The 17570-nt window shown below is 67.9% G+C and carries 15 protein-coding genes; 6 read left to right on the top strand and 9 right to left on the bottom strand.

The features are described from left to right. Window positions 1-57: 57 nt before the first annotated feature. The 6 genes from ftsY to JHL17_RS27970 form a co-directional block, all read right to left on the bottom strand. Entirely contained in the window at window positions 58-1371 is a 1314-nt protein-coding gene (gene ftsY, locus JHL17_RS27945) for a signal recognition particle-docking protein FtsY (protein WP_200197926.1), read from the bottom strand. Between the two features lie 25 nt (window positions 1372-1396). Continuing rightward, on the bottom strand, window positions 1397-2668 hold the full coding sequence (gene mtaB / locus JHL17_RS27950; protein WP_200197927.1) for a tRNA (N(6)-L-threonylcarbamoyladenosine(37)-C(2))-methylthiotransferase MtaB: 1272 nt from the start codon (window positions 2666-2668) through the stop codon (window positions 1397-1399). Then, entirely contained in the window at window positions 2665-3528 is an 864-nt protein-coding gene (gene dapF, locus JHL17_RS27955) for a diaminopimelate epimerase (RefSeq protein ID WP_200197928.1), read from the bottom strand. The genes mtaB and dapF overlap by 4 nt, the downstream gene beginning before the upstream one ends. A gap of 91 nt (window positions 3529-3619) precedes the next feature. Beyond that, window positions 3620-4042 carry a GtrA family protein gene (locus JHL17_RS27960; protein ID WP_200198481.1) on the bottom strand — a complete coding sequence of 141 codons (423 nt, stop codon included), beginning with the start codon at window positions 4040-4042 and terminating at the stop codon, window positions 3620-3622. A gap of 5 nt (window positions 4043-4047) precedes the next feature. Continuing rightward, entirely contained in the window at window positions 4048-5106 is a 1059-nt protein-coding gene (locus JHL17_RS27965; protein ID WP_211113577.1) for a glycosyltransferase family 2 protein, read from the bottom strand. A 68-nt stretch (window positions 5107-5174) separates the two neighbouring features. Further along, the gene (locus tag JHL17_RS27970; protein ID WP_247893866.1) at window positions 5175-6851 is read right to left on the bottom strand and encodes a hypothetical protein; all 1677 of its coding nucleotides are present in this window, start codon (window positions 6849-6851) and stop codon (window positions 5175-5177) included. A gap of 362 nt (window positions 6852-7213) precedes the next feature. Here JHL17_RS27970 and leuD point away from each other — a divergent pair, with 362 nt between their 5' ends. Then, window positions 7214-7825 carry a 3-isopropylmalate dehydratase small subunit gene (leuD, locus tag JHL17_RS27975; RefSeq protein WP_200197929.1) on the top strand — a complete coding sequence of 204 codons (612 nt, stop codon included), beginning with the start codon at window positions 7214-7216 and terminating at the stop codon, window positions 7823-7825. A 71-nt stretch (window positions 7826-7896) separates the two neighbouring features. Beyond that, window positions 7897-9012, top strand: coding sequence for a 3-isopropylmalate dehydrogenase (gene leuB / locus JHL17_RS27980; protein WP_200197930.1), 1116 nt, complete (start codon window positions 7897-7899; stop codon window positions 9010-9012). A 101-nt stretch (window positions 9013-9113) separates the two neighbouring features. On the opposite strand, the gene JHL17_RS27985 is transcribed toward leuB, so the two are convergent. Continuing rightward, the gene (locus JHL17_RS27985; protein ID WP_098740323.1) at window positions 9114-9404 is read right to left on the bottom strand and encodes a con-10 family general stress protein; all 291 of its coding nucleotides are present in this window, start codon (window positions 9402-9404) and stop codon (window positions 9114-9116) included. A gap of 540 nt (window positions 9405-9944) precedes the next feature. Between JHL17_RS27985 and JHL17_RS27990 the strand changes: the two genes are divergently transcribed. Together JHL17_RS27990 and JHL17_RS27995 are read left to right on the top strand one after the other, a co-directional pair. Continuing rightward, a complete protein-coding gene (locus JHL17_RS27990; protein ID WP_200197931.1) occupies window positions 9945-10343 on the top strand; it encodes a response regulator in 399 nt (132 codons plus the stop codon). 147 nt (window positions 10344-10490) lie between these two features. Beyond that, a complete protein-coding gene (locus JHL17_RS27995) occupies window positions 10491-11813 on the top strand; it encodes a hypothetical protein (protein WP_345773892.1) in 1323 nt (440 codons plus the stop codon). Window positions 11814-11826: 13 nt separating this feature from the next. Here JHL17_RS27995 and JHL17_RS28000 read toward each other — a convergent pair whose 3' ends face one another. Further along, window positions 11827-12696, bottom strand: coding sequence for an HpcH/HpaI aldolase/citrate lyase family protein (locus JHL17_RS28000; RefSeq protein ID WP_200197933.1), 870 nt, complete (start codon window positions 12694-12696; stop codon window positions 11827-11829). A 250-nt stretch (window positions 12697-12946) separates the two neighbouring features. On the opposite strand from JHL17_RS28000, the gene pdxY reads away from it, so the two are divergent. Then, window positions 12947-13807: a pyridoxal kinase PdxY gene (gene pdxY, locus JHL17_RS28005; RefSeq protein WP_200197934.1), complete on the top strand. Its 861-nt coding sequence runs from the start codon at window positions 12947-12949 to the stop codon at window positions 13805-13807. Here pdxY and JHL17_RS28010 read toward each other — a convergent pair. Then, window positions 13785-15905, bottom strand: a complete 2121-nt coding sequence (locus tag JHL17_RS28010) for an ATP-binding protein (protein WP_247893867.1) — start codon at window positions 15903-15905, stop codon at window positions 13785-13787. The two genes, pdxY and JHL17_RS28010, sit on opposite strands and share 23 nt — an antisense overlap. Window positions 15906-16231: 326 nt before the next feature. Here JHL17_RS28010 and zapE point away from each other — a divergent pair, with 326 nt between their 5' ends. Next, complete coding sequence (gene zapE / locus JHL17_RS28015) at window positions 16232-17404, top strand: cell division protein ZapE (protein ID WP_200197936.1); 1173 nt, start codon at window positions 16232-16234, stop codon at window positions 17402-17404. The last annotated feature ends 166 nt before the right edge of the window (window positions 17405-17570 follow it).

Here is a 17570-nt window from a genome sequence, read left to right on the forward strand (position 1 = left end):
CCCCGCTCGACCGACGACGCTCATCCATTCGGAGACGAGTGGCCGGACTGCGCAGCCTCAGTCGGCGTGCAGCCCCATCAAGGACTTGGCGAAGGCATCGGCATCGAAGGGGCGCAGGTCGTAGACGCCCTCGCCGACGCCGATGGCGTGGACGGGGATCTTGAACTTCTCCGCCAGCGAGACCAGCACGCCGCCGCGGGCGGAACCGTCCAGCTTGGTCAGGATCAGGCCGTTGACGTTGACCATGTCGCGGAAGATTTCCACCTGGCTGTGCGCGTTCTGGCCGGTGGTGGCATCCAGAGTCAGCAGGGTGGTGTGCGGCGCGGTCTCGTCCAGCTTCTTGATGACGCGGACGATCTTGCGCAGCTCCTCCATCAGGCCGGTCTTGTTCTGCAGCCGGCCGGCGGTGTCGATCAGCAGCACGTCGACCTTCTCGGCCCGTGCCCGCTCCAGCGCGTCGTAGGCCAGCCCGGCGGCATCGGCGCCGGTGTCGCGGGCGACGACCGGGCAGCCGGTGCGCTCGCCCCAGATCTTCAGCTGGCTGACCGCGGCGGCGCGGAAGGTGTCGCCGGCCGCCAGCATCACGCTCTTGCCCTCCGCCTTGAACTGGCGGGCGAGCTTGCCGATGGTGGTGGTCTTGCCGGTGCCGTTGACGCCGACCACCAGGATGACGTGCGGCTTCAGGGCCGGGTCCAGCACAAGCGGCTTGGCGACGGGGGTGACGATCTTGGACACCTCGGCCGCCAGCGTCGCCTTGACCTCCTCCGGCGAGACCTCCTTGCCGAAGCGGGTGCGTGCCAGCTCCGCCGTCACCTTCGCCGCGGTGGCCGGGCCGAGGTCGGCGGTGATCAGCAGTTCCTCCAGCTCCTCCAGAGCCTCGTCGTCCAGCTTGCGCTTGGTGAAGATGCCGGTGATGCCGTCGGTCAGCTTGGACGAGGACTTCGACAGCCCCTCCTTCAGCTTGGCGAACCAGCCCTTCCTGGTCGGCGGCGCCTCTTCGGCGACGGCGGCCGGGGCGGGAGCGGGCGGCAGTTCCGGAACCGGCTCGGGTTCCGGCACCGGGGCAAAGACCACCGGAGCGGGAGGCTCGACCGGCACGGGTGCGGCCGGCGGCGCCGAAATACCCGCGGGCTCCGCGGCCGGAGCGGACGGCACGGGCGGAGGTTCGGTGCTCGGCGCGGCGGGTGCCAGTTCCGGCACCGGCTCGATCTCCGGCTTCGGGGCGGGCGTTGCCGCCGCCGGAGGTTCCGGCGCCTCTTCCGGCTCCGCTGCGGGAGCGGCCGACTCCAGATTGACCGATTCGTCCTTCGCCGCCTCGTCCTTGGGAGCGGTCTCTTCGGGCTTCTTGCGGCCGAACCAGCGGAAAATCATGGAGTGTCCACTATGAGAGAGGTCGTCAGAGCGGGGTGCCGGTCAGCACGCCGTCCTTGATGCCGGTGATGGCGGCGGGCACCAGCGAACCGGGCGGGAAGGGCCGGCCCAGGCGGACCGCGGCGAAATGCTCGGTGCGGCCCAGGTCTTCCTTTTCCACCAGCACCATGGCGCTGCGGCCGACGAGGCTCGCCAGGGTGCGGGCCTCCGCCGCCTCGCCGACGGCGCGCAGGCGGGCGGCGCGCTCCTTGCGAACGGCGCCGTCGACCTGCGGCATGCGGGCGGCCGGCGTGCCGGGACGCGGGCTGTAGGGGAAGACATGCAGCCAGGTCAGGCCGCACTCCTCCACCAGCCGCAGGGTGTTCTGGAACATCTCCTCGGTTTCCGTCGGGAAACCGGCGATGAAGTCGGCACCGAACACCACATCGGGCCGGAGCGAACGCACCCGTTCGCAGAAGGCGATGGAATCGGCGCGGCCATGGCGGCGCTTCATGCGCTTCAGCACCATGTCGTCGCCGGCCTGCAGCGACAGGTGCAGGTGCGGCATCAGGCGCGGCTCGGTCTCGATCAGGCGCCAGAGATCGTCGTCCATCTCGATGCAGTCGATCGAGGACAGGCGCAGCCGGGGCAGCTCCGGTACCAGCGCCAGCAGCCGGCGCACCATCTGGCCCAGCGACGGCGCCCCCGGCAGGTCGGGGCCGTAGCTGGTGATGTCAACGCCGGACAGCACCACCTCGTTGTAGCCGGCCTTGACCAGGGCGTGGACCTGTTCGACGATTCCGCCGATCGGGACGGACCGCGACGGCCCGCGGCCATAGGGGATGATGCAGAAGGTGCAGCGGTGGTCGCAGCCCTGCTGGACCTGGACGAAGGCGCGGGCGCGGTCCTCGAAGCCGCCGATCAGGTGGCCGGCGGTTTCCTTCACCGACATGATATCGTTGACCAGCACCTTCTCGGCCGGCGGCAGGCCCCAGCTTTCCGGCTGGAGCTTTTCCTGGTTGCCCAGGACCTGATCGACCTCCGGCATCGCCGCGAAGCGCTGCGGGTCGATCTGGGCGGCGCAGCCGGTGACGACGATGCGGGCGTCCGGCCGCTCGCGGCGCAGCTTGCGGATGGTCTGCCGCGCCTGCCGTTCGGCCTCCGACGTCACGGCGCAGGTGTTGACGATCACCACGTCGTCCAGCCCGGCGCTGCGCGCATGATTGCGCATCACCTCGGATTCGTAGGTGTTCAGGCGGCAGCCGAAGGTGACGATCTCGGGGCCGGTCTTGGTCGTATCGTCGGCCATGTCGCTCATTCGGAAACCAGCTCGGCCGAAACCAGTTCAGCCGACAGGCGACCGCTGAAGCTCAGCGCCACCGGACCGGTCATCAGGACGCGGTCGTCCGCGGTCCATTCGATGGTCAGGGTGCCGCCGTCCAGCAGGATATCGGCCTTGCGCCCGGTCAGGCCACGGCGGGCCGCCGCCACCAGCGTGGCGCAGGCGCCGGTGCCGCAGGCCTGGGTGATGCCGGCACCGCGCTCCCACACCCGCATGCGGATGGCGGTGGGCGACAGCACCTGGGCGAATTCGATGTTGGAGCGTTCGGGGAAGGCGGCATGGGTCTCGAACACCGGACCGACTTCGGCCAGCGGCACCGCTTCGGCATCGTCGACGAAGAAGACGGCGTGGGGGTTGCCCATGTTGACGGCGACCGGCCCCGAGAAGCCGCCATGCTCGACCGACTCGACCCGCAGCGTGTCGGTGGGGGCGGCCAGCGGAATGGCGCTCCAGTCCAGCCGGGGCGGACCCATGTCGACCGTGATGCGGCCATTGTCGGCGCGGGTGGCGTGCAGCAATCCGGCGGCGGTCTGGAAGCTGGCGCGGTCGCGCCCGCTCTCCTCCATCAGCAGCCAGCCGACGCAGCGCGACGCATTGCCACAGGCCCCGGCTTCGCTGCCGTCGGCGTTGTGGATGCGCATGAAGGCGTCGGCCCCCGGCGCGTCCGTGCTTTCCAGAATGATGAGCTGGTCGCAGCCCACGCCGGTCTTGCGGCCGGCGATGGCGCGCACCTCCGCGCCGCCCAGAACCATCGGGTTGCGGTAGGGCTCGGAACGGGCATCGATCACGACGAAGTCGTTGCCGAGGCCGTGCATCTTCAGGAATTCGCGGGTCATGGCCGCCGTTATATGGCGAGCCGCGGGGATAAGTCCATAAGGCGCCATGCAAGGCAGAATCGCGGAGCCCGCCACGGAGCGAGCCCCTCTGCTACGCCCCCTTGAACACCAGATGCTTTGACGCGGCGAAGTTGAAGAACATGCCGGCGATGGAGCCGGCGGCCACCGCCAGGAACGGATGTTCGGTGACCGCCTGCACGCTGGATTCCAGCCCGACCGAAACGCCGTAATTCACCACCCCGCCGATGGCGTTTGCGGCGATGAACTTGGCCCACTGGCGGTGCAGCGGCTCGGTCGCCGCGCCCCTGAAGGTGAAGGCGCGGTTCAACGCCCAGGTGGCCGTCGCCGCCGCGAAGAAGGACGGCACGCGGGCGGCGAAGAACTGCAACCCCAGCCCCAGGCCGGCATAGAGCACGACCGTGTCGACCACCAGCCCGACGATGCCGACCAGGCCGAACTTGGCGAACTGCACCCCCAGCCGGCCGAGCCGGCTGTCCAGCAGGGCGGCCGTCATGCCGCTCACCGCGGCGCGTCCGGCTGGGCCAGCGGCGGATGGATGCCCGGGGCGCGCAGCGATAGGTAATGCATGCGCTTGGCCTCGCGGCGGCCATGGGTGACTGTGTCGAGGATCAGGCCGCAGGTCAGGCTGAGGAAGGCCAGCAACATCAGTCCGGTGGCGAGCAAGGCGGTGGGGAAGCGCGGAACCAGGCCAGTCTGGAAATAGGTCGCGATCACCGGCACGCCCAGGATCACCGACGACAGCGCCAGCAGGCCGAAGGCGGCGGAGAAGAAGGACAGCGGCCGTTCCTCCTTCACCAGCATGATGATGGCGCGCAGGATGCGGATGCCGTCGCGGATGGTGTTCAGCTTGCTGTGCGACCCGGGCGGACGGTCCTTGTAGGGGGTCTTCACCTCGGCGATCGGCATGCGCAGCTCCAGCGCATGGACGGTCAGCTCCGTTTCGGTCTCGAAACCGCTGGCCAGCGCCGGGAAGGACTTCACGAAGCGGCGGGAGAAGACCCGGTAGCCCGACAGCATGTCGGCGATGCGGCTGCCGAAGATCCTGGCGACCATCCCGGTCAGCACGAGGTTGCCGAAGCGGTGGCCCGGGCGGTAGGCGGCGACGATCTCCGTCACCCGCGCGCCGTTGACCATGTCGAGCTGCTCGTCCCACAGGCGCTTGACCAGTTCCGGCGCGCTGGCGGCGTGATAGGTGTCGTCGCCGTCGACCAGCACATAGACGTCCGCCTCGATGTCGGCGAACATGCGGCGCATGACGTTGCCCTTGCCCTGCAACGGCTCGCTCCGGACCACGGCGCCCGCGGCGCGCGCGACCTCGACCGTCCGGTCCTGCGAATTGTTGTCGTAGACATAGACGATGGCGTCGGGCAGGGCCGCGCGGAAGTCCTGCACCACCTTGCCGATCGCCGCCTCCTCGTTGTAGCAGGGGATCAGCACCGCGATGGTGGGGGCCGGGCCGGCATCGGCATCGGCAGCCGCCGACGGCGTTCCGGACGCGCTTGCTGCCGGGGGGAGGTCGGGGCGGTCGGCAGGGCGGTCTAGGGTCGATACGGTCATGGCTGGCTTCTGGCTGGAGACGGGACAGGCCGGGCTGTCAACGGCGATAAACAGCACGAATGCCGCAATTATTCCACTGTCTCCCTTTTCCCGCCCGCCCGGTCAACCGCGCAGAGGTTCAGGGTCTCCCCCAGATTGTTGGGGACCGGCCGGCACCGCTGGGTATCCACCCGCAGGCCGAGCAGTTCCGCCGCCTTCGCCGCTCCGGCCGTGTCGGGGATGGTGCTCAGCATCAGGAAGGGGCCGCGATGGGAGGCCACCTTGTCCGTCATGATGGCGAGATAGCCGTTGCCGACGGAATCCGGCTGCAGGAAGTTGGACTGGATGCGCACGAAGGTGACGCGCGGCGGGAAGGACGGGATGGCATGCGAGATGGCCCAGTAGCCGGCCATCAGCACCATGGTGTCGTCGGGATCCGCGATGGGCGGCACTTCGGCGGTCACCCAGCGATCGTCCGTGCCCTTTGGCCAGGCGACGCGCCCCCAGTCGGCCGGCTGCACCGTCAGTTGCACCAGGGCCAGCAGGGCCACCGCCAGCCCGATGCGCAGCCGGCGCGCCAGCGGCAGCAGCCCGACCGCCATCACCAGCCCCAGCGGCGCCAGCATCTCCAGCGGCACCAGGTAGCGGTAGATGCAGAACATCGCCACCCACAGCGCGTAGGTGACGGTCATCGCCGCCAGCAGGAAGCGGGTCGCCGGGACTTCGGTCAGCCAATCGGTCCGCTTCCCCATCGACCGGCCGGCGACGGCGCAGGCGAACCCGGCCGGCAGCAGGACGAACAGCGCCAGCACCCGCAGGTCGAACCACGGCACCTCGCCGACCGTCAGGGGCGAGACGGTGAAGACGAAGGGGAAGAACAGCCGCTGCCACGGGCCCGGCGGGAAGAAGCCGACATTGACGTAGTCGGAGAGGGCGGCGAAGGGCGACTTGAAGATGTGGTTCATGTGCGGGAAGACCGGGTTCCCGTAATCGTGCCACAGATGGGCCATCCACACGCCGCCGCCCAGCGCCAGCCCGGCCAGCACGCCGATGCCGAAGAAGAAGGCCAGCCACAGCCGTCGCCACGGCCGGGCCGGCAGCGCCAGGAAGCCCAGGCAAAGCCCGACCGCATAGATCACCGTCGGATTCTTCAACCCCATCGCCGCGCCGGCCAGCAGCCCGGCTGCCGCGACCCGCGCGAAGCTGGGCAGGGCCCGGCCGTCGAGGATGCCGGGCAGGCTGCCGGCGACGACCGCCGCCGCACCCAGCACGCCGAGGCTGACCACATTGTCCTGGAAGGTGGTGCCGATCAGCCCCAGGGTCCCGCCGCCCAACCCGCCCATCGCCGCCAGCACCATGGCGGTCAGCGTCCTTTTCAGGGGCGGGACGTTCCGCAGGCTGGACGATGCCAGCACGTACAGCAGCGACAGGTTGATCCCCTGCAGCGTCCCCCACAGGAACCCCGCCGCCCGCGCCGGAAGATGGGTCGCCAGCCAGTAGAAGGGCACGTCCAGGAAGGGGCTGTAGAAGCTCGGCATCTGTGCCGCCAGCAGGTCGCGCCCGATCCGCCCGGTCAGCATGGCGTAGCCGTTGTACCAGTGGTAGTTCCGCAGGTCCCAGTTCGCGTCCATGCCGAAGGCCAGGGTCAGCAGGCCGTAGGCCGGCGGCGCCAGCAGCAGAAAGGCAAGGCCGATCAAGCGGCTGCGGCGGTCGTCGTCATGTGTCGGCATCGGATCGGGCAGGCTTTCGTTCGTTCGGGTGGGCATGTCGCCGTGCTGGACGTCTTGGTAGGCGGACGGGGTGCCGGCTGCAAGGGGCGGTGCGGGGCCCCGGATCCCCAAGGCTGCCCGATGAACAGCGCCGCCCCCGGGGATATTCCCGCCCCGCGCCCGTCAATCCGGATGTCGGTTTCCGAACTGCGTTCGGGCGGCCGCGATCGGGCCTGATCGGGACGATCCGCGACCTTTCGCGCAACAATCATGCGTTCCGGTGCATTGGCGCATGCCTGTTCGCTCGTTGCGTGCCGGGAAAAGGGCAAGCTTCCTCTGGCAATGGCTTGTTCGGTCTGCTATTCACCACGCTCTGCATGCGCACGCTTGCGCCTTCTTGCGCGACAGGATTTCTGGCGATGGAAAAGTTCACGGTTCTCACCGGCGTTGCGGCGCCGCTGCCGATGATCAACGTCGATACCGACATGATCATCCCGAAGCAGTTCCTGAAGACCATCAAGCGGACGGGGCTTGGCAAGCATCTGTTCGACGAGATGCGTTACACCCCGGACGGGCAGGAGATCCCGGACTTCGTCCTGAACAAGCCGGCCTACCGCAAGGCCAGCATCATGGTGGCGGGCGACAATTTCGGCTGCGGCTCGTCGCGCGAGCATGCGCCGTGGGCGCTGGCCGATTTCGGCATCCGCTGCATCATCGCCCCCAGCTTCGCCGACATCTTCTACAACAACTGTTTCAAGAACGGCATCCTGCCGATCAAGTTGCCGAAGGAGCAGGTCGACCTGCTGCTCGACGACGCGTCGCGCGGGTCGAACGCCGTCATCACGGTCGACCTTGAGAAGCAGACCATCACCGGCCCGGACGGCGGCACCATCTCCTTCGAGCTGGACCCCTTCCGCAAGCATTGCCTGCTGAACGGCCTGGACGACATCGGCCTGACCCTGCAGCAGGTCGGCCAGATCGACGGGTACGAGGGCAAGCAGCGCGCCGGCCAGCCGTGGATGTGGGGCTGAGCCTCCGTCCCTCCCCCGATCCTCTTCACCTTCTGTCTTCTTGACGTCTGACATTTGGGAGTGCGCCTGCCATGGCCGCCAATAAGAAGCTTCTGTTCCTCCCCGGCGACGGTATCGGCCCGGAGGTGATGCGCCAGGTTCGCCGGGTCGTCGACTGGATGGACCGCAAGCGCAAGATCACCTTCGACGTGTCCGAAGGGCTGGTCGGCGGCGCGGCCATCGACGCCCACGGCGTTCCGCTGTCCGACGCCACGCTGGCCGAGGCGCTGGCGGTGGATGCGGTGATGCTGGGTGCCGTCGGCGGCCCGAAGTGGGACAACCCGACCGACTACACCAAGCGCCCGGAAGCCGGCCTGCTGGCCCTGCGCAAGGAACTGGGCCTGTTCGCCAACCTGCGTCCGGCGGTGGTGTTCGACGCGCTGGTCGACGCCTCGACCCTGAAGGCCGACGTCATCCGCGGGCTGGACATCCTGATCGTCCGCGAGCTGACCGGCGGCGTCTATTTCGGTGAGCCGCGCGGCATCACCGATATCGGCAACGGCGAGCGCCGCGGCGTCAACACCCAGGTCTACACCACGCCGGAAATCCGCCGGGTCGCCCGCGTCGCGTTCGAGCTGGCCCGCAAGCGCGGCAACAAGCTCTGCTCGATGGAAAAGGCGAACGTCATGGAATCCGGCCTGCTGTGGCGGCAGGAAGTGACCAAGCTGCACCAGGAAGAGTTCCAGGACGTCGAGTTGAGCCACATGTACGCCGACAACGGTGCCATGCAGTTGCTGAAGAACCCCAAGCAGTTCGACGTCATCGTCACCGACAACCTGTTCGGCGACATCCTGTCGGACGAGGCGGCGATGATGACCGGCTCGCTCGGCATGCTTCCCTCGGCCTCGCTGGGTGCCCCCGATGCCGACAGCAACCGCAAGGCGCTCTACGAGCCGGTGCACGGCTCCGCCCCGGACATCGCCGGCCGCGATCTGGCCAACCCCTGCGCCACCCTGCTGTCCTTCGCGATGTGCCTGCGCTACTCGTTCAACCTGGACGAGGACGCCAAGCTGATCGAGCGTTCCATCCAGAACGTGCTGGGCGGCGGCATGCGCACGTCCGACATCATGGCCCCGGGCATGGCGCGCTGCTCCACCACCGTCATGGGCGACTCGATCCTGCGCGAGCTGGACAAGCTGGCGTCCTGACCGGTCTGCCGGCTGGTTTCCAAAGAGCTTTCCAAAGAAAAGGCCCCGTCCGCAAGGACGGGGCCTTTTCTGCACGGCTGCAGCAGTCCAATCGCAGCTTTTCAGTCGCCCCCGGTCGGCCGGTCGGCCGTACGGCCGCCATGGCTCGCCTGACCACCCTTGCGTCCGGCTTCCGCCGCCAGCGAGGGGTTCTTGGAGAAGCTGCGCGAGGATGCGGGCACGCTGCGCCCACCCTTGCGTCCGGCTTCCGCCGCAAGCTCCGGGTTCTTCGAAAAACTGCGTTTGTCGGCCGGCACGCTTTCACCACCTTTGCTGGCGATCTGGCGTTGCCGATCGGGGTCCATCGATGCGAAACCGCGACCTGACGTGCGATTGCTCTCTTTCGAGGCCATAACCAACCTCCGACTGTGCCTTGTTGGTTTGACAACCGGCAGGCCGCAAAGTGGTTCCCGCCTTGACCTATTAAATCATCTATGCACTTGCGGGAACTCCGGACGGTCTCCGCCGGAGATCGCCTTCCGAACAAGTGATCGGTTGCATATCTCCTACGGTTCCACGCGGATTTTTCACTGTCGAAGAAAGTCCGCGTCGAATTTGGGGTCGATCAGGAAAATGACACAAGCTTGATCGGCTGTCGTGGCTCTGTATAAAATCTGTCGATTTCTTAAGGGTCCAGCTAAAAACTCAAGAAAAATACCCATGGATTTCTAATAAGTTTGGTAGAACACGCATGTGTACTGGATTTTATTAACTGACATTTCCCAATGTTTATCAGAGAAAATACTTCACCAGATTCTTGACATTTGAGAAAACATTTAACATTCATGCGGTTTTTAATGAAGCTTTTAAGAAATTGGCAAGGTTTCTCGGGCTGTCATTGAGGTGATCCGGAGTGCTGATGCCGCTCCGCATGCAATGGCCAGGGTGTGATCATGCCGACCGTGCTGGTGGTGGATGACGATCCTTCGATTCGCCTGATGCTCCGCCGCCTCCTTGAAAATGCGGGGGCGGAGGTCTCGGAGGCGGAAGATGGTGACGAAGCCATGCGGCTGTTCAGGGCAAGCAGGCCGGATCTGGTGATCTGCGACGTGGTGATGCCCTTTGCCGACGGCCTCCAGACGATCAAGAGCATGCGGCGGCTGGCTCCGGCAGCCAAGATCATCGCCATATCCGGCGGCGGACGCAGCAAGGCGATGGACCTGCTGACCGCCGCCCAGCGGATGGGGGCCGATCACGCGCTGGTGAAGCCGATCGAAAAAAGCCAAATAGCGCTGATCATCGATTTTTGTGGTGGAGGCCATTCGGGCTCGCCGTCACCGCCCCTGTCGTGACGAGGCCGGAGTGGAGATCCCGTGACGTCGATTGCCGCCGTGCGGCGCCTGTTGCACAGGTGGTTCGGGCATGCGGACGCGACCGTCCGGCCCCGGGCGCCGATCGCCGCCCAGCATCCTGCCGGCGATGGGAGGCCGGGAGCAGCCGTGGCGGACTCGCGCCGGTTGGAGCAGCGCCTGTGGCGGCTGCTGATGCAGCCGGCGGTCGCGTCGGCCGGCCGGGTCCATCTGATCGACCTCGGCATGATGCGGGAGTGCCTGGGGACGAATTGGCCGGCCTTGCGCCAGCGGGTCTTCGCCGCGGCCGATGCGCTCATCGACCGCTCCCTGACCCGCAACGACATCAGTTTCAGAACCTCGGCCGACGACTATGTCCTGGTGTTCGCCTCGCTTGACCGGCATGCGGCTGCCCTGGTCTGCGCCAGGATCGCCCAGGAGCTGCTCCAATTGTTCCTGGGTGACGACCGGTCGGCCGACATCCGCGTGTCGACCGCGGTCGGCGTCGTGGACGGGCATATCCAGTTCGAACATTCCTTCGCCAAGGTGCTGATGGCGAACGCCCGGCCGCAAGCCGACCGCCGGACCGACGACCGGACGGTCTTCGCACCGGTCGCCCCGGCGGCCGGTGACGGATCTCCGGCGATGGCCGCCCCCTTGGCGTTTGCCGGCGAGGGAGAGGGCAGAACCCCGGTCGTCCTGCCTCAGTTGAAGCTGTCGCCCGACGACTCCGGTCGGTTCGGCATCAAATACCGGCCGGTCTGGGATATCGGCCAGCTGGTGATCTCGACCTATATGGGCACCCCGGTACGCAGCTTTCCCGACGGATCCTTCGTGGAAGGGGCAGCGGCCCTGAATTCCGTCACCGATGCCATGGAGATCCTGAAGCTCGATGCCGATGCGCTGGTCGGCTCAGTCGAGATCCTGAACGGACTCTTCCGAAGCAAATCCCGGCTGCTGATGTCGGTGCCGGTCTGCTTCGATACGCTTGCGGCCCGCCGCACCCGGCAGCCCTTTCTCGAAATCTGCCAGTCGATCCCCGACTACCTGCGCCGTTTCCTGATCTTCGAGCTTCTGCGCTTTCCGCCAGGGGTGCCGACCGGCCGGCTGAGCGAGCTGCTGCATGAGGTCAGGCCCTATTGCCGCTGGTCCTTCATGCAGATGGACTTCAAGCAGCAGAGCTTTTCCGGCCTTGCCGGCACCGGATTGAGCGGCATCACCATGGCGATGCCGGCCGACCGCTCCGCCGAGCCCCGGCTGATGGAGGAGATGAACGCCATCGTCACGGTGGCGGAGCGGGCCGGGCTGATGATCTGCGTCACCGGCCTGTCGACCACCAGCATGGTGGTGGCGGCGCGGGCGGCGGGGGTCAGGCTTGTCGCCGGCAACCGCATCGGCCCGCCGCAGAATCGGCCGCGGGCGATGAAGCGCCTGGACTGGCCCGACCTGTACCGGGAGGACGACGAGGGCTGACGGGCAGGCCGGTTCACAGTGCGGCGATGGCTTCGGCCAGCCTCACCAGCCGCTGGGCGTTCTCGACATGCAGGGTCTCCACCAGCTTGCCGTCGACCAGCACCACCCCCTTGCCGGATGCCGCCGCCTCGGCATGGGCGGCGATGATGCGGTGGGCCTGGGCGATTTCCTCGGCGTCGGGGGCGAAGGCGGCGTTGCAGGCGGCGATCGTCTTGGGATGGATCAGCGTCTTGCCGTCGAAGCCCAGCTCGCGCCCCTGCCGGCAGGAGGCGGCAAAGCCCTCGTCGTCGTTCAGGTCCAGATGCACCCCGTCCAGCACCGCCAGCCCATAGGCCCGCGCCGCCAGCAGGCAGAGCCCCAGGCTGGTGATCATCGGCAGCCGCTGCGCCGTATGGGCGGCGTGCAGATCCTTGGCGAGGTCCGACGTGCCGAGGACCAGCGCGCCGACGGTGGGCGAGGATCCCGCGATCTCCTTGGCGTTCAGGATGCCGAGCGGCGTCTCCATCATGCACCAGACCGTCTGCCCGGCCGGGGCGCCGGCCGCGCGCAGAACCGCTTCGGCCTGCCGCACGCCATCGGCGCTCTCCACCTTCGGCAGCAGCACGGCATCGGCACCGCTGGCCGCCGCCATGCGCAGGTCGTCATGGCCCCAGGGCGTGTTCAGTCCGTTGACGCGGACGATCAGTTCCCGCCCGCCATAGCCGCCGGCGGCCAGCGCGTCCGCGATGGTGCCGCGCGCCGCCGCCTTGGCGTCGGGGGCGACCGCATCCTCCAGGTCCAGGATCAGCCCGTCGGCGGGCAGGCTGCGGCCCTTCTCCAGAGCGCGCGGGTTGGACCCCGGCATGTAGAGCACGCTGCGGCGGGGGCGGACGGTGGTGGCCATGGCGATATCCCGGGGATGCGGATGGTCGGAGAGGCCAGCTTTAGATCGGATCGCGGAGAATCGGAACCGATTTGAAGCGTGACTCCGATCGTCAACCAAAGGCTACGGCGCCGGCCTGCTGTCCATTGGCCAGGCCGGACCGGCGACCCAGCCGCAGGCAGCGGTGCATGGCAGCCATGACGCCGGCCCGGACCGTCGTCCCGGAGTCGGCGGCTTTACGCCCGCCCGACCGTCGCATACGCTTCTTTGCATGAAAAGCGTCCTCACCATCCAATCGCACGTCGCCTACGGCTATGTCGGCAACCGGGCCGCGGTGTTTCCGCTGCAGCGGCTGGGGATCGACGCCACGGCGGTGAACACCGTCCAGTTCTCCAACCACACCGGCTATGGCGCCTGGACCGGGCAGGTCTTCACGGCGGAGCACATCGCCGACATCGTCGACGGCGTCGCCGCCCGCGGCGTCTTGCCGACCCAGGATGCGGTGCTGTCCGGCTACATGGGGGCGGTCGAGCTGGGGCAGGTGATCGTCGAGACCGCGGCGCGGGTGAAGGGTGCCAATCCCAAGGCAATCTATTGCTGCGATCCGGTGATGGGCGACGTCGGCCGCGGCTTCTTCGTGCGGCCGGGCCTGCCGGAATTCATCCGCGACCATGCCGTGCCCGCCGCCGACCTGATGACGCCCAACCAGTTCGAACTGGAATATCTGACTGATCGCAAGGTCGAGACGCTCGACGACGCGCTCGCCGCCACCGCGGCGCTGCGCGCGCGCGGGCCGCGGCTGGTCCTGGTCACCAGCCTGACCCGCAGCGATGCCGATCCCGACCGCATCGAGATGCTGGTAGACGGCGCCGACGGCGCCTGGCTGGTGGCGACGCCGCGCCTGACCTTCGACCCGCCGCCCAACGGGTCCGGCGACGCGGTGGCGGCGCTGTTCCTCGCCCATTACCTGACCGCCTTCGATCCGGCCGACGCGCTGGAAAAGGCGGCGGCGGCGATCTTCGCCATCTTCGAGACGACCAAGCGCATGGGCACGCGGGAGCTTCAGCTGATCGCCGCCCAGGACGATTTCGTCAATCCGCCCCGGCGGTTCACGGCGACCCGCCTGCGCTGACCGGGCTGAGGTCGGCGGGGCTGCATGGGCCGCCCATCGCGGACGGCCCCTCGACCACCCGGTCCGCCGGCAGGCGCACCGTCATCGCCGTGCCGGTTCCGGGCACGCTGCGGCAGGTCAGCGTCCCGCCATGCAGGTCGACGAAGTTCTTCGAGATCGACAGGCCCAGCCCGGTGCCCTCGTAGCGCCGGTTCGCCGCGTTCTCGGCCTGACGGAAAGGCTCGAACAGGTCGGCGATGAACTCGGGCGGGATGCCGATGCCGGTGTCGGCCACCGTCAGCACGAAGTCGCCGTTCCCTTCGGTTGCCGCGGCGATGGTGATGCGTCCGCCGCCGGGCGTGAATTTCACGGCGTTGGACAGCAGGTTCAGGATCACCTGCTTGAAGGCCCGGCGATCGACCCACAGGGTGGCGGCAGCCCCCATCACCCCGTTGTCGATGGCGACTCCGGCGGCGGCGGCGCGGTCGCGCACCATCATCAGGCATTGCCCGACCGCCTCATGGGCCTCGACCGCCTCCTCGCACAGCGTGAACCGGCCGGAGTCCAGCTTCGACATGTCGAGCACGGCGTTGACGATGTCCAGCAGGTGCCGGCCGCTGTCGTGGATGTCGGTGACGCAGGATTTCTGCCGGTCGTTCATGGCGCCGAAGAACTCGCTGTCCAGCACCTCGGCGAAGCCGATGATGGCGTTCAGCGGGGTGCGCAGCTCGTGGCTCATGTTGGCCAGGAATTCGCTCTTCGCCCGGTTGGCCAGCTCGGCCTGGGTCTTGGAGGCGATCAGCTCCGCCTCCTGCTGCTTGCGGCGGGTCATGTCGCGGATGACGCCGACATGGATGCGCGGCTCGTCCCGGGGCGGAGCGCCGGCCGCGGTGCCGGGGCCGGCGCCCAGCCGCAGGTCGCTGACGGTGAAGCCGACGGGAAAGGCATGGCCGTCGCGGCGCAGCGCGATCAGGTCGCGGTCGCTGGCGCCGTCCCGCGCGCCGGGAATCAGCGCCTCGACCGGCTGGCCGATCATCCGGCACTCCGCCACGCCGAACATCATTTCGGCGGCGCGGTTCAAGGTGACGATGCGCCCGGCGCCGTCGAAGGTGACCACCGCGTCCAGCATCGAATCGAGAATGCCGCGGATCCGGCGCGAGGCGCGGGCGAGCCGGGCCTGATCCTCCTCCCGCCGGGCATGCTGGCGGACGACGAAGGCGGTCAGCAGGGCGATGGCGATGGTCATGACGATGCCGATGGCGGCCCAGGCCCCGGTGTCGCGCCGCCATTCGGCCAGTGCGGCATCCACCGGCAGGGTCGCCACGATGACGAAAGGATAGCCCTGTACCCGTCGCACGCTGACCAGGCTGTCGGTGCCGGAGCCCGGAGCCCGGCCGAGATCGGGCACGGTGTCGCGGAGGGTGGCTTCGTCATGTTCGGCCAGCGCATGCCAGACGGCCGGCCAATCGGTCAGCCGGCCCGGTTCGCGGTGGTCACGGGGCCGTTCCAGCAGGATGGTGCCGTCCGCCAGCGCCAGGGCCACACTGCCCTTGCGGTCGATGTCCCGCGATTCCAAGGGGGCGGCCAGCCGCGTCGGATCGACCATGGCGACCAGGACGCCGCGGAAGCCGCCGTCATTCCCGATCCAGCGGCGGCTGAAGGGGATGACGCGCGTCCCGGTCCTCACCCGGCTGGAGATGGCGGCGCCGATGAACAGCCCCTGCCCGGCGCCATCGCGCGGTCCGGTGAAATAGGCGCGGTCGGACAGCGCGACCGTCGGCAGCGGCGCCTCGGCCGAATGGTTCAAGGCGAAGCCGTCACTGCCGACCACCACCAGATCGGCCAGTTCGGCAAAGGAATCGCGCCGTTCGCGCAGGTGGTCCCGTATGGGCGGGCTGTCGCGGCGGGCGCCGTCGGGGTAGGTGTCGAGCGCGAAAGAGAGGTCGCGCAGCAACAGGTCGACCGCGAAGGCCGTGCGCAGCGTCTGCGATTCCAGCATGCGGGCGAGGTCGCGGGTGGCGCGTTCTCCCGCATCCAGCGCCTCGCGCCGGCCCTGGAGGATGCCGTAGCCGATCAGCGCGTTCACCACCAGGATGAAGGCAAGACCGGACGTGGTCATCAGGAACCGCATCGATCCGAGCCGGGAGTACAAAGTCCTTGCCGGACCGGCGGTGGAGCAGGGCGGCGGCGGACAGGCGGACCCGGGATCGGGCATAGGCGTTGCGGCTCCCGGTGGCGAAAGCGGCCGTTCGGCTCGCGTGACTCGATCGGGTCCTATCCTAAAGAAAGTATGACCGAACGAAAATGGGGTTTTTCCACCATGTGGGGACACGGCGTCGCAGCGACCCCTGCCATTCCAGCGGCGCCGTCCGGTCGGCGGTTGCCGGGACGGATTCCATCCGCTAGGTAAGGGACCATCTTGGCAGCCGGATCGCGCATAATCCCATGACCGACGGACCGCTTTCGCTCTACCGCGCCCGCCGCGGCAGCGGCACTCTTCGCCCCGATCCCGACCAGGAACTGGCGGCGGAGAAGTTCCAAAGCCTGTACCAGGCGCTGAAGGGCTATCATCCGCACCCCGCCGGCGACGACAGGCCGGCCGGGGGAGGGTGGCTGGAACGGTTCGGACTCGGCCGCCGCCGCGCCGCTCCGCCGCCGCCGGACATCGCCTCGACCGCGCCGCAGGGACTGTACATCTACGGTAGCGTCGGACGCGGCAAGTCGATGCTGATGGACCTGTTCTATGAGACCGCCCCGGTCGAGAAGAAGCGGCGCGTCCATTTCCACGAATTCATGCTGGAGATCCACCAGCGCATCCACGACCACCGCCGGTCCGGCAAGGGGAAGGGCGACGGCCCGGACGAGGCGCTGCCGGAACTGGCCCGCGCGCTCGCCGACGAGGCGTGGCTGCTCTGCTTCGACGAGTTCCACGTCACCAACATCGTCGACGCGATGATCCTCGGCCGGCTGTTCACCAACCTGTTCGACCTGGGCGTGGTGGTGGTGGCGACCTCCAACTGGCCGCCGGACATGCTGTACAAGGACGGGCTCCAGCGCGAGCTGTTCCTGCCCTTCATCGCCCTGCTGAAGGAGAAGCTGGATATCCTGTCGTTGGACGGTCCGACCGATTACCGGCTGGACCGGCTGAAGGGCGTGCCGATCTACCACCACCCGCTGGGTCCGGCGTCGGACGCCGCCCTTGCCAAGGCCTTCTCCGACCTGACCGGCGGGGCCGCCGGCGAGCCGTGCAGCCTGACGGTGCAGGGTCGCCGGGTCGAGATCGCGCGCGCCGCCAAATGCGTGGCCTGGGCCGATTTCTGGGATCTGTGCGGCAAGCCGCTGGGGGCGGCCGATTATCTGGCGATCGCCACCCATTTCCACACGGTTCTGATCGACCGCGTGCCGACGATGAAGGACGAGCTGCGCAACGAGGCCAAGCGCTTCATGACGCTGATCGACGCCTTGTACGAGCACAAGGTCAACGTCGTCATCGCCGCAGAGGGACCGCCGGAACGGCTCTATCCGGACGGCACCCACGCCTTCGAGTTCGAACGCACGGTGAGCCGCTTGATGGAGATGCAGAGCGAGGACTACCTGCAGAGGCAGCATCTTACTTGATGTTTTCTGAGTACTTGCCGGTAAGGGTCACGCCAATGTCTCGTGAGGCATGCTCTAAGAGCCCGTCCGCGAACTTGTTGAATCGAATTGATCGGTTGTGATTGAAGGTGTCTCCCCGAGAGGATGCCAGAGATGTGGAAGCCGGAGAGCCGCACCCGTCATGATC

The organism is Azospirillum endophyticum (genome assembly GCF_016595245.1).
Lineage (GTDB): Bacteria > Pseudomonadota > Alphaproteobacteria > Azospirillales > Azospirillaceae > Azospirillum > Azospirillum endophyticum.

What these genes read in the sequence shown, in the direction of transcription:
- ftsY (WP_200197926.1), bottom strand. Translation starts at nt 1,371, where the DNA reads ATGATTTTCCGCTGGTTCGGCCGCAAGAAGCCCGAAGAGACCGCTCCC.
- mtaB (WP_200197927.1), bottom strand. Translation starts at nt 2,668, where the DNA reads ATGAGCGACATGGCCGACGATACGACCAAGACCGGCCCCGAGATCGTC.
- dapF (WP_200197928.1), bottom strand. Translation starts at nt 3,528, where the DNA reads ATGACCCGCGAATTCCTGAAGATGCACGGCCTCGGCAACGACTTCGTC.
- JHL17_RS27960 (WP_200198481.1), bottom strand. Translation starts at nt 4,042, where the DNA reads ATGACGGCCGCCCTGCTGGACAGCCGGCTCGGCCGGCTGGGGGTGCAG.
- JHL17_RS27965 (WP_211113577.1), bottom strand. Translation starts at nt 5,106, where the DNA reads ATGACCGTATCGACCCTAGACCGCCCTGCCGACCGCCCCGACCTCCCC.
- JHL17_RS27970 (WP_247893866.1), bottom strand. Translation starts at nt 6,851, where the DNA reads ATGCCCACCCGAACGAACGAAAGCCTGCCCGATCCGATGCCGACACAT.
- leuD (WP_200197929.1), top strand. Translation starts at nt 7,214, where the DNA reads ATGGAAAAGTTCACGGTTCTCACCGGCGTTGCGGCGCCGCTGCCGATG.
- leuB (WP_200197930.1), top strand. Translation starts at nt 7,897, where the DNA reads ATGGCCGCCAATAAGAAGCTTCTGTTCCTCCCCGGCGACGGTATCGGC.
- JHL17_RS27985 (WP_098740323.1), bottom strand. Translation starts at nt 9,404, where the DNA reads ATGGCCTCGAAAGAGAGCAATCGCACGTCAGGTCGCGGTTTCGCATCG.
- JHL17_RS27990 (WP_200197931.1), top strand. Translation starts at nt 9,945, where the DNA reads ATGCCGACCGTGCTGGTGGTGGATGACGATCCTTCGATTCGCCTGATG.
- JHL17_RS28000 (WP_200197933.1), bottom strand. Translation starts at nt 12,696, where the DNA reads ATGGCCACCACCGTCCGCCCCCGCCGCAGCGTGCTCTACATGCCGGGG.
- pdxY (WP_200197934.1), top strand. Translation starts at nt 12,947, where the DNA reads ATGAAAAGCGTCCTCACCATCCAATCGCACGTCGCCTACGGCTATGTC.
- JHL17_RS28010 (WP_247893867.1), bottom strand. Translation starts at nt 15,905, where the DNA reads ATGACCACGTCCGGTCTTGCCTTCATCCTGGTGGTGAACGCGCTGATC.
- zapE (WP_200197936.1), top strand. Translation starts at nt 16,232, where the DNA reads ATGACCGACGGACCGCTTTCGCTCTACCGCGCCCGCCGCGGCAGCGGC.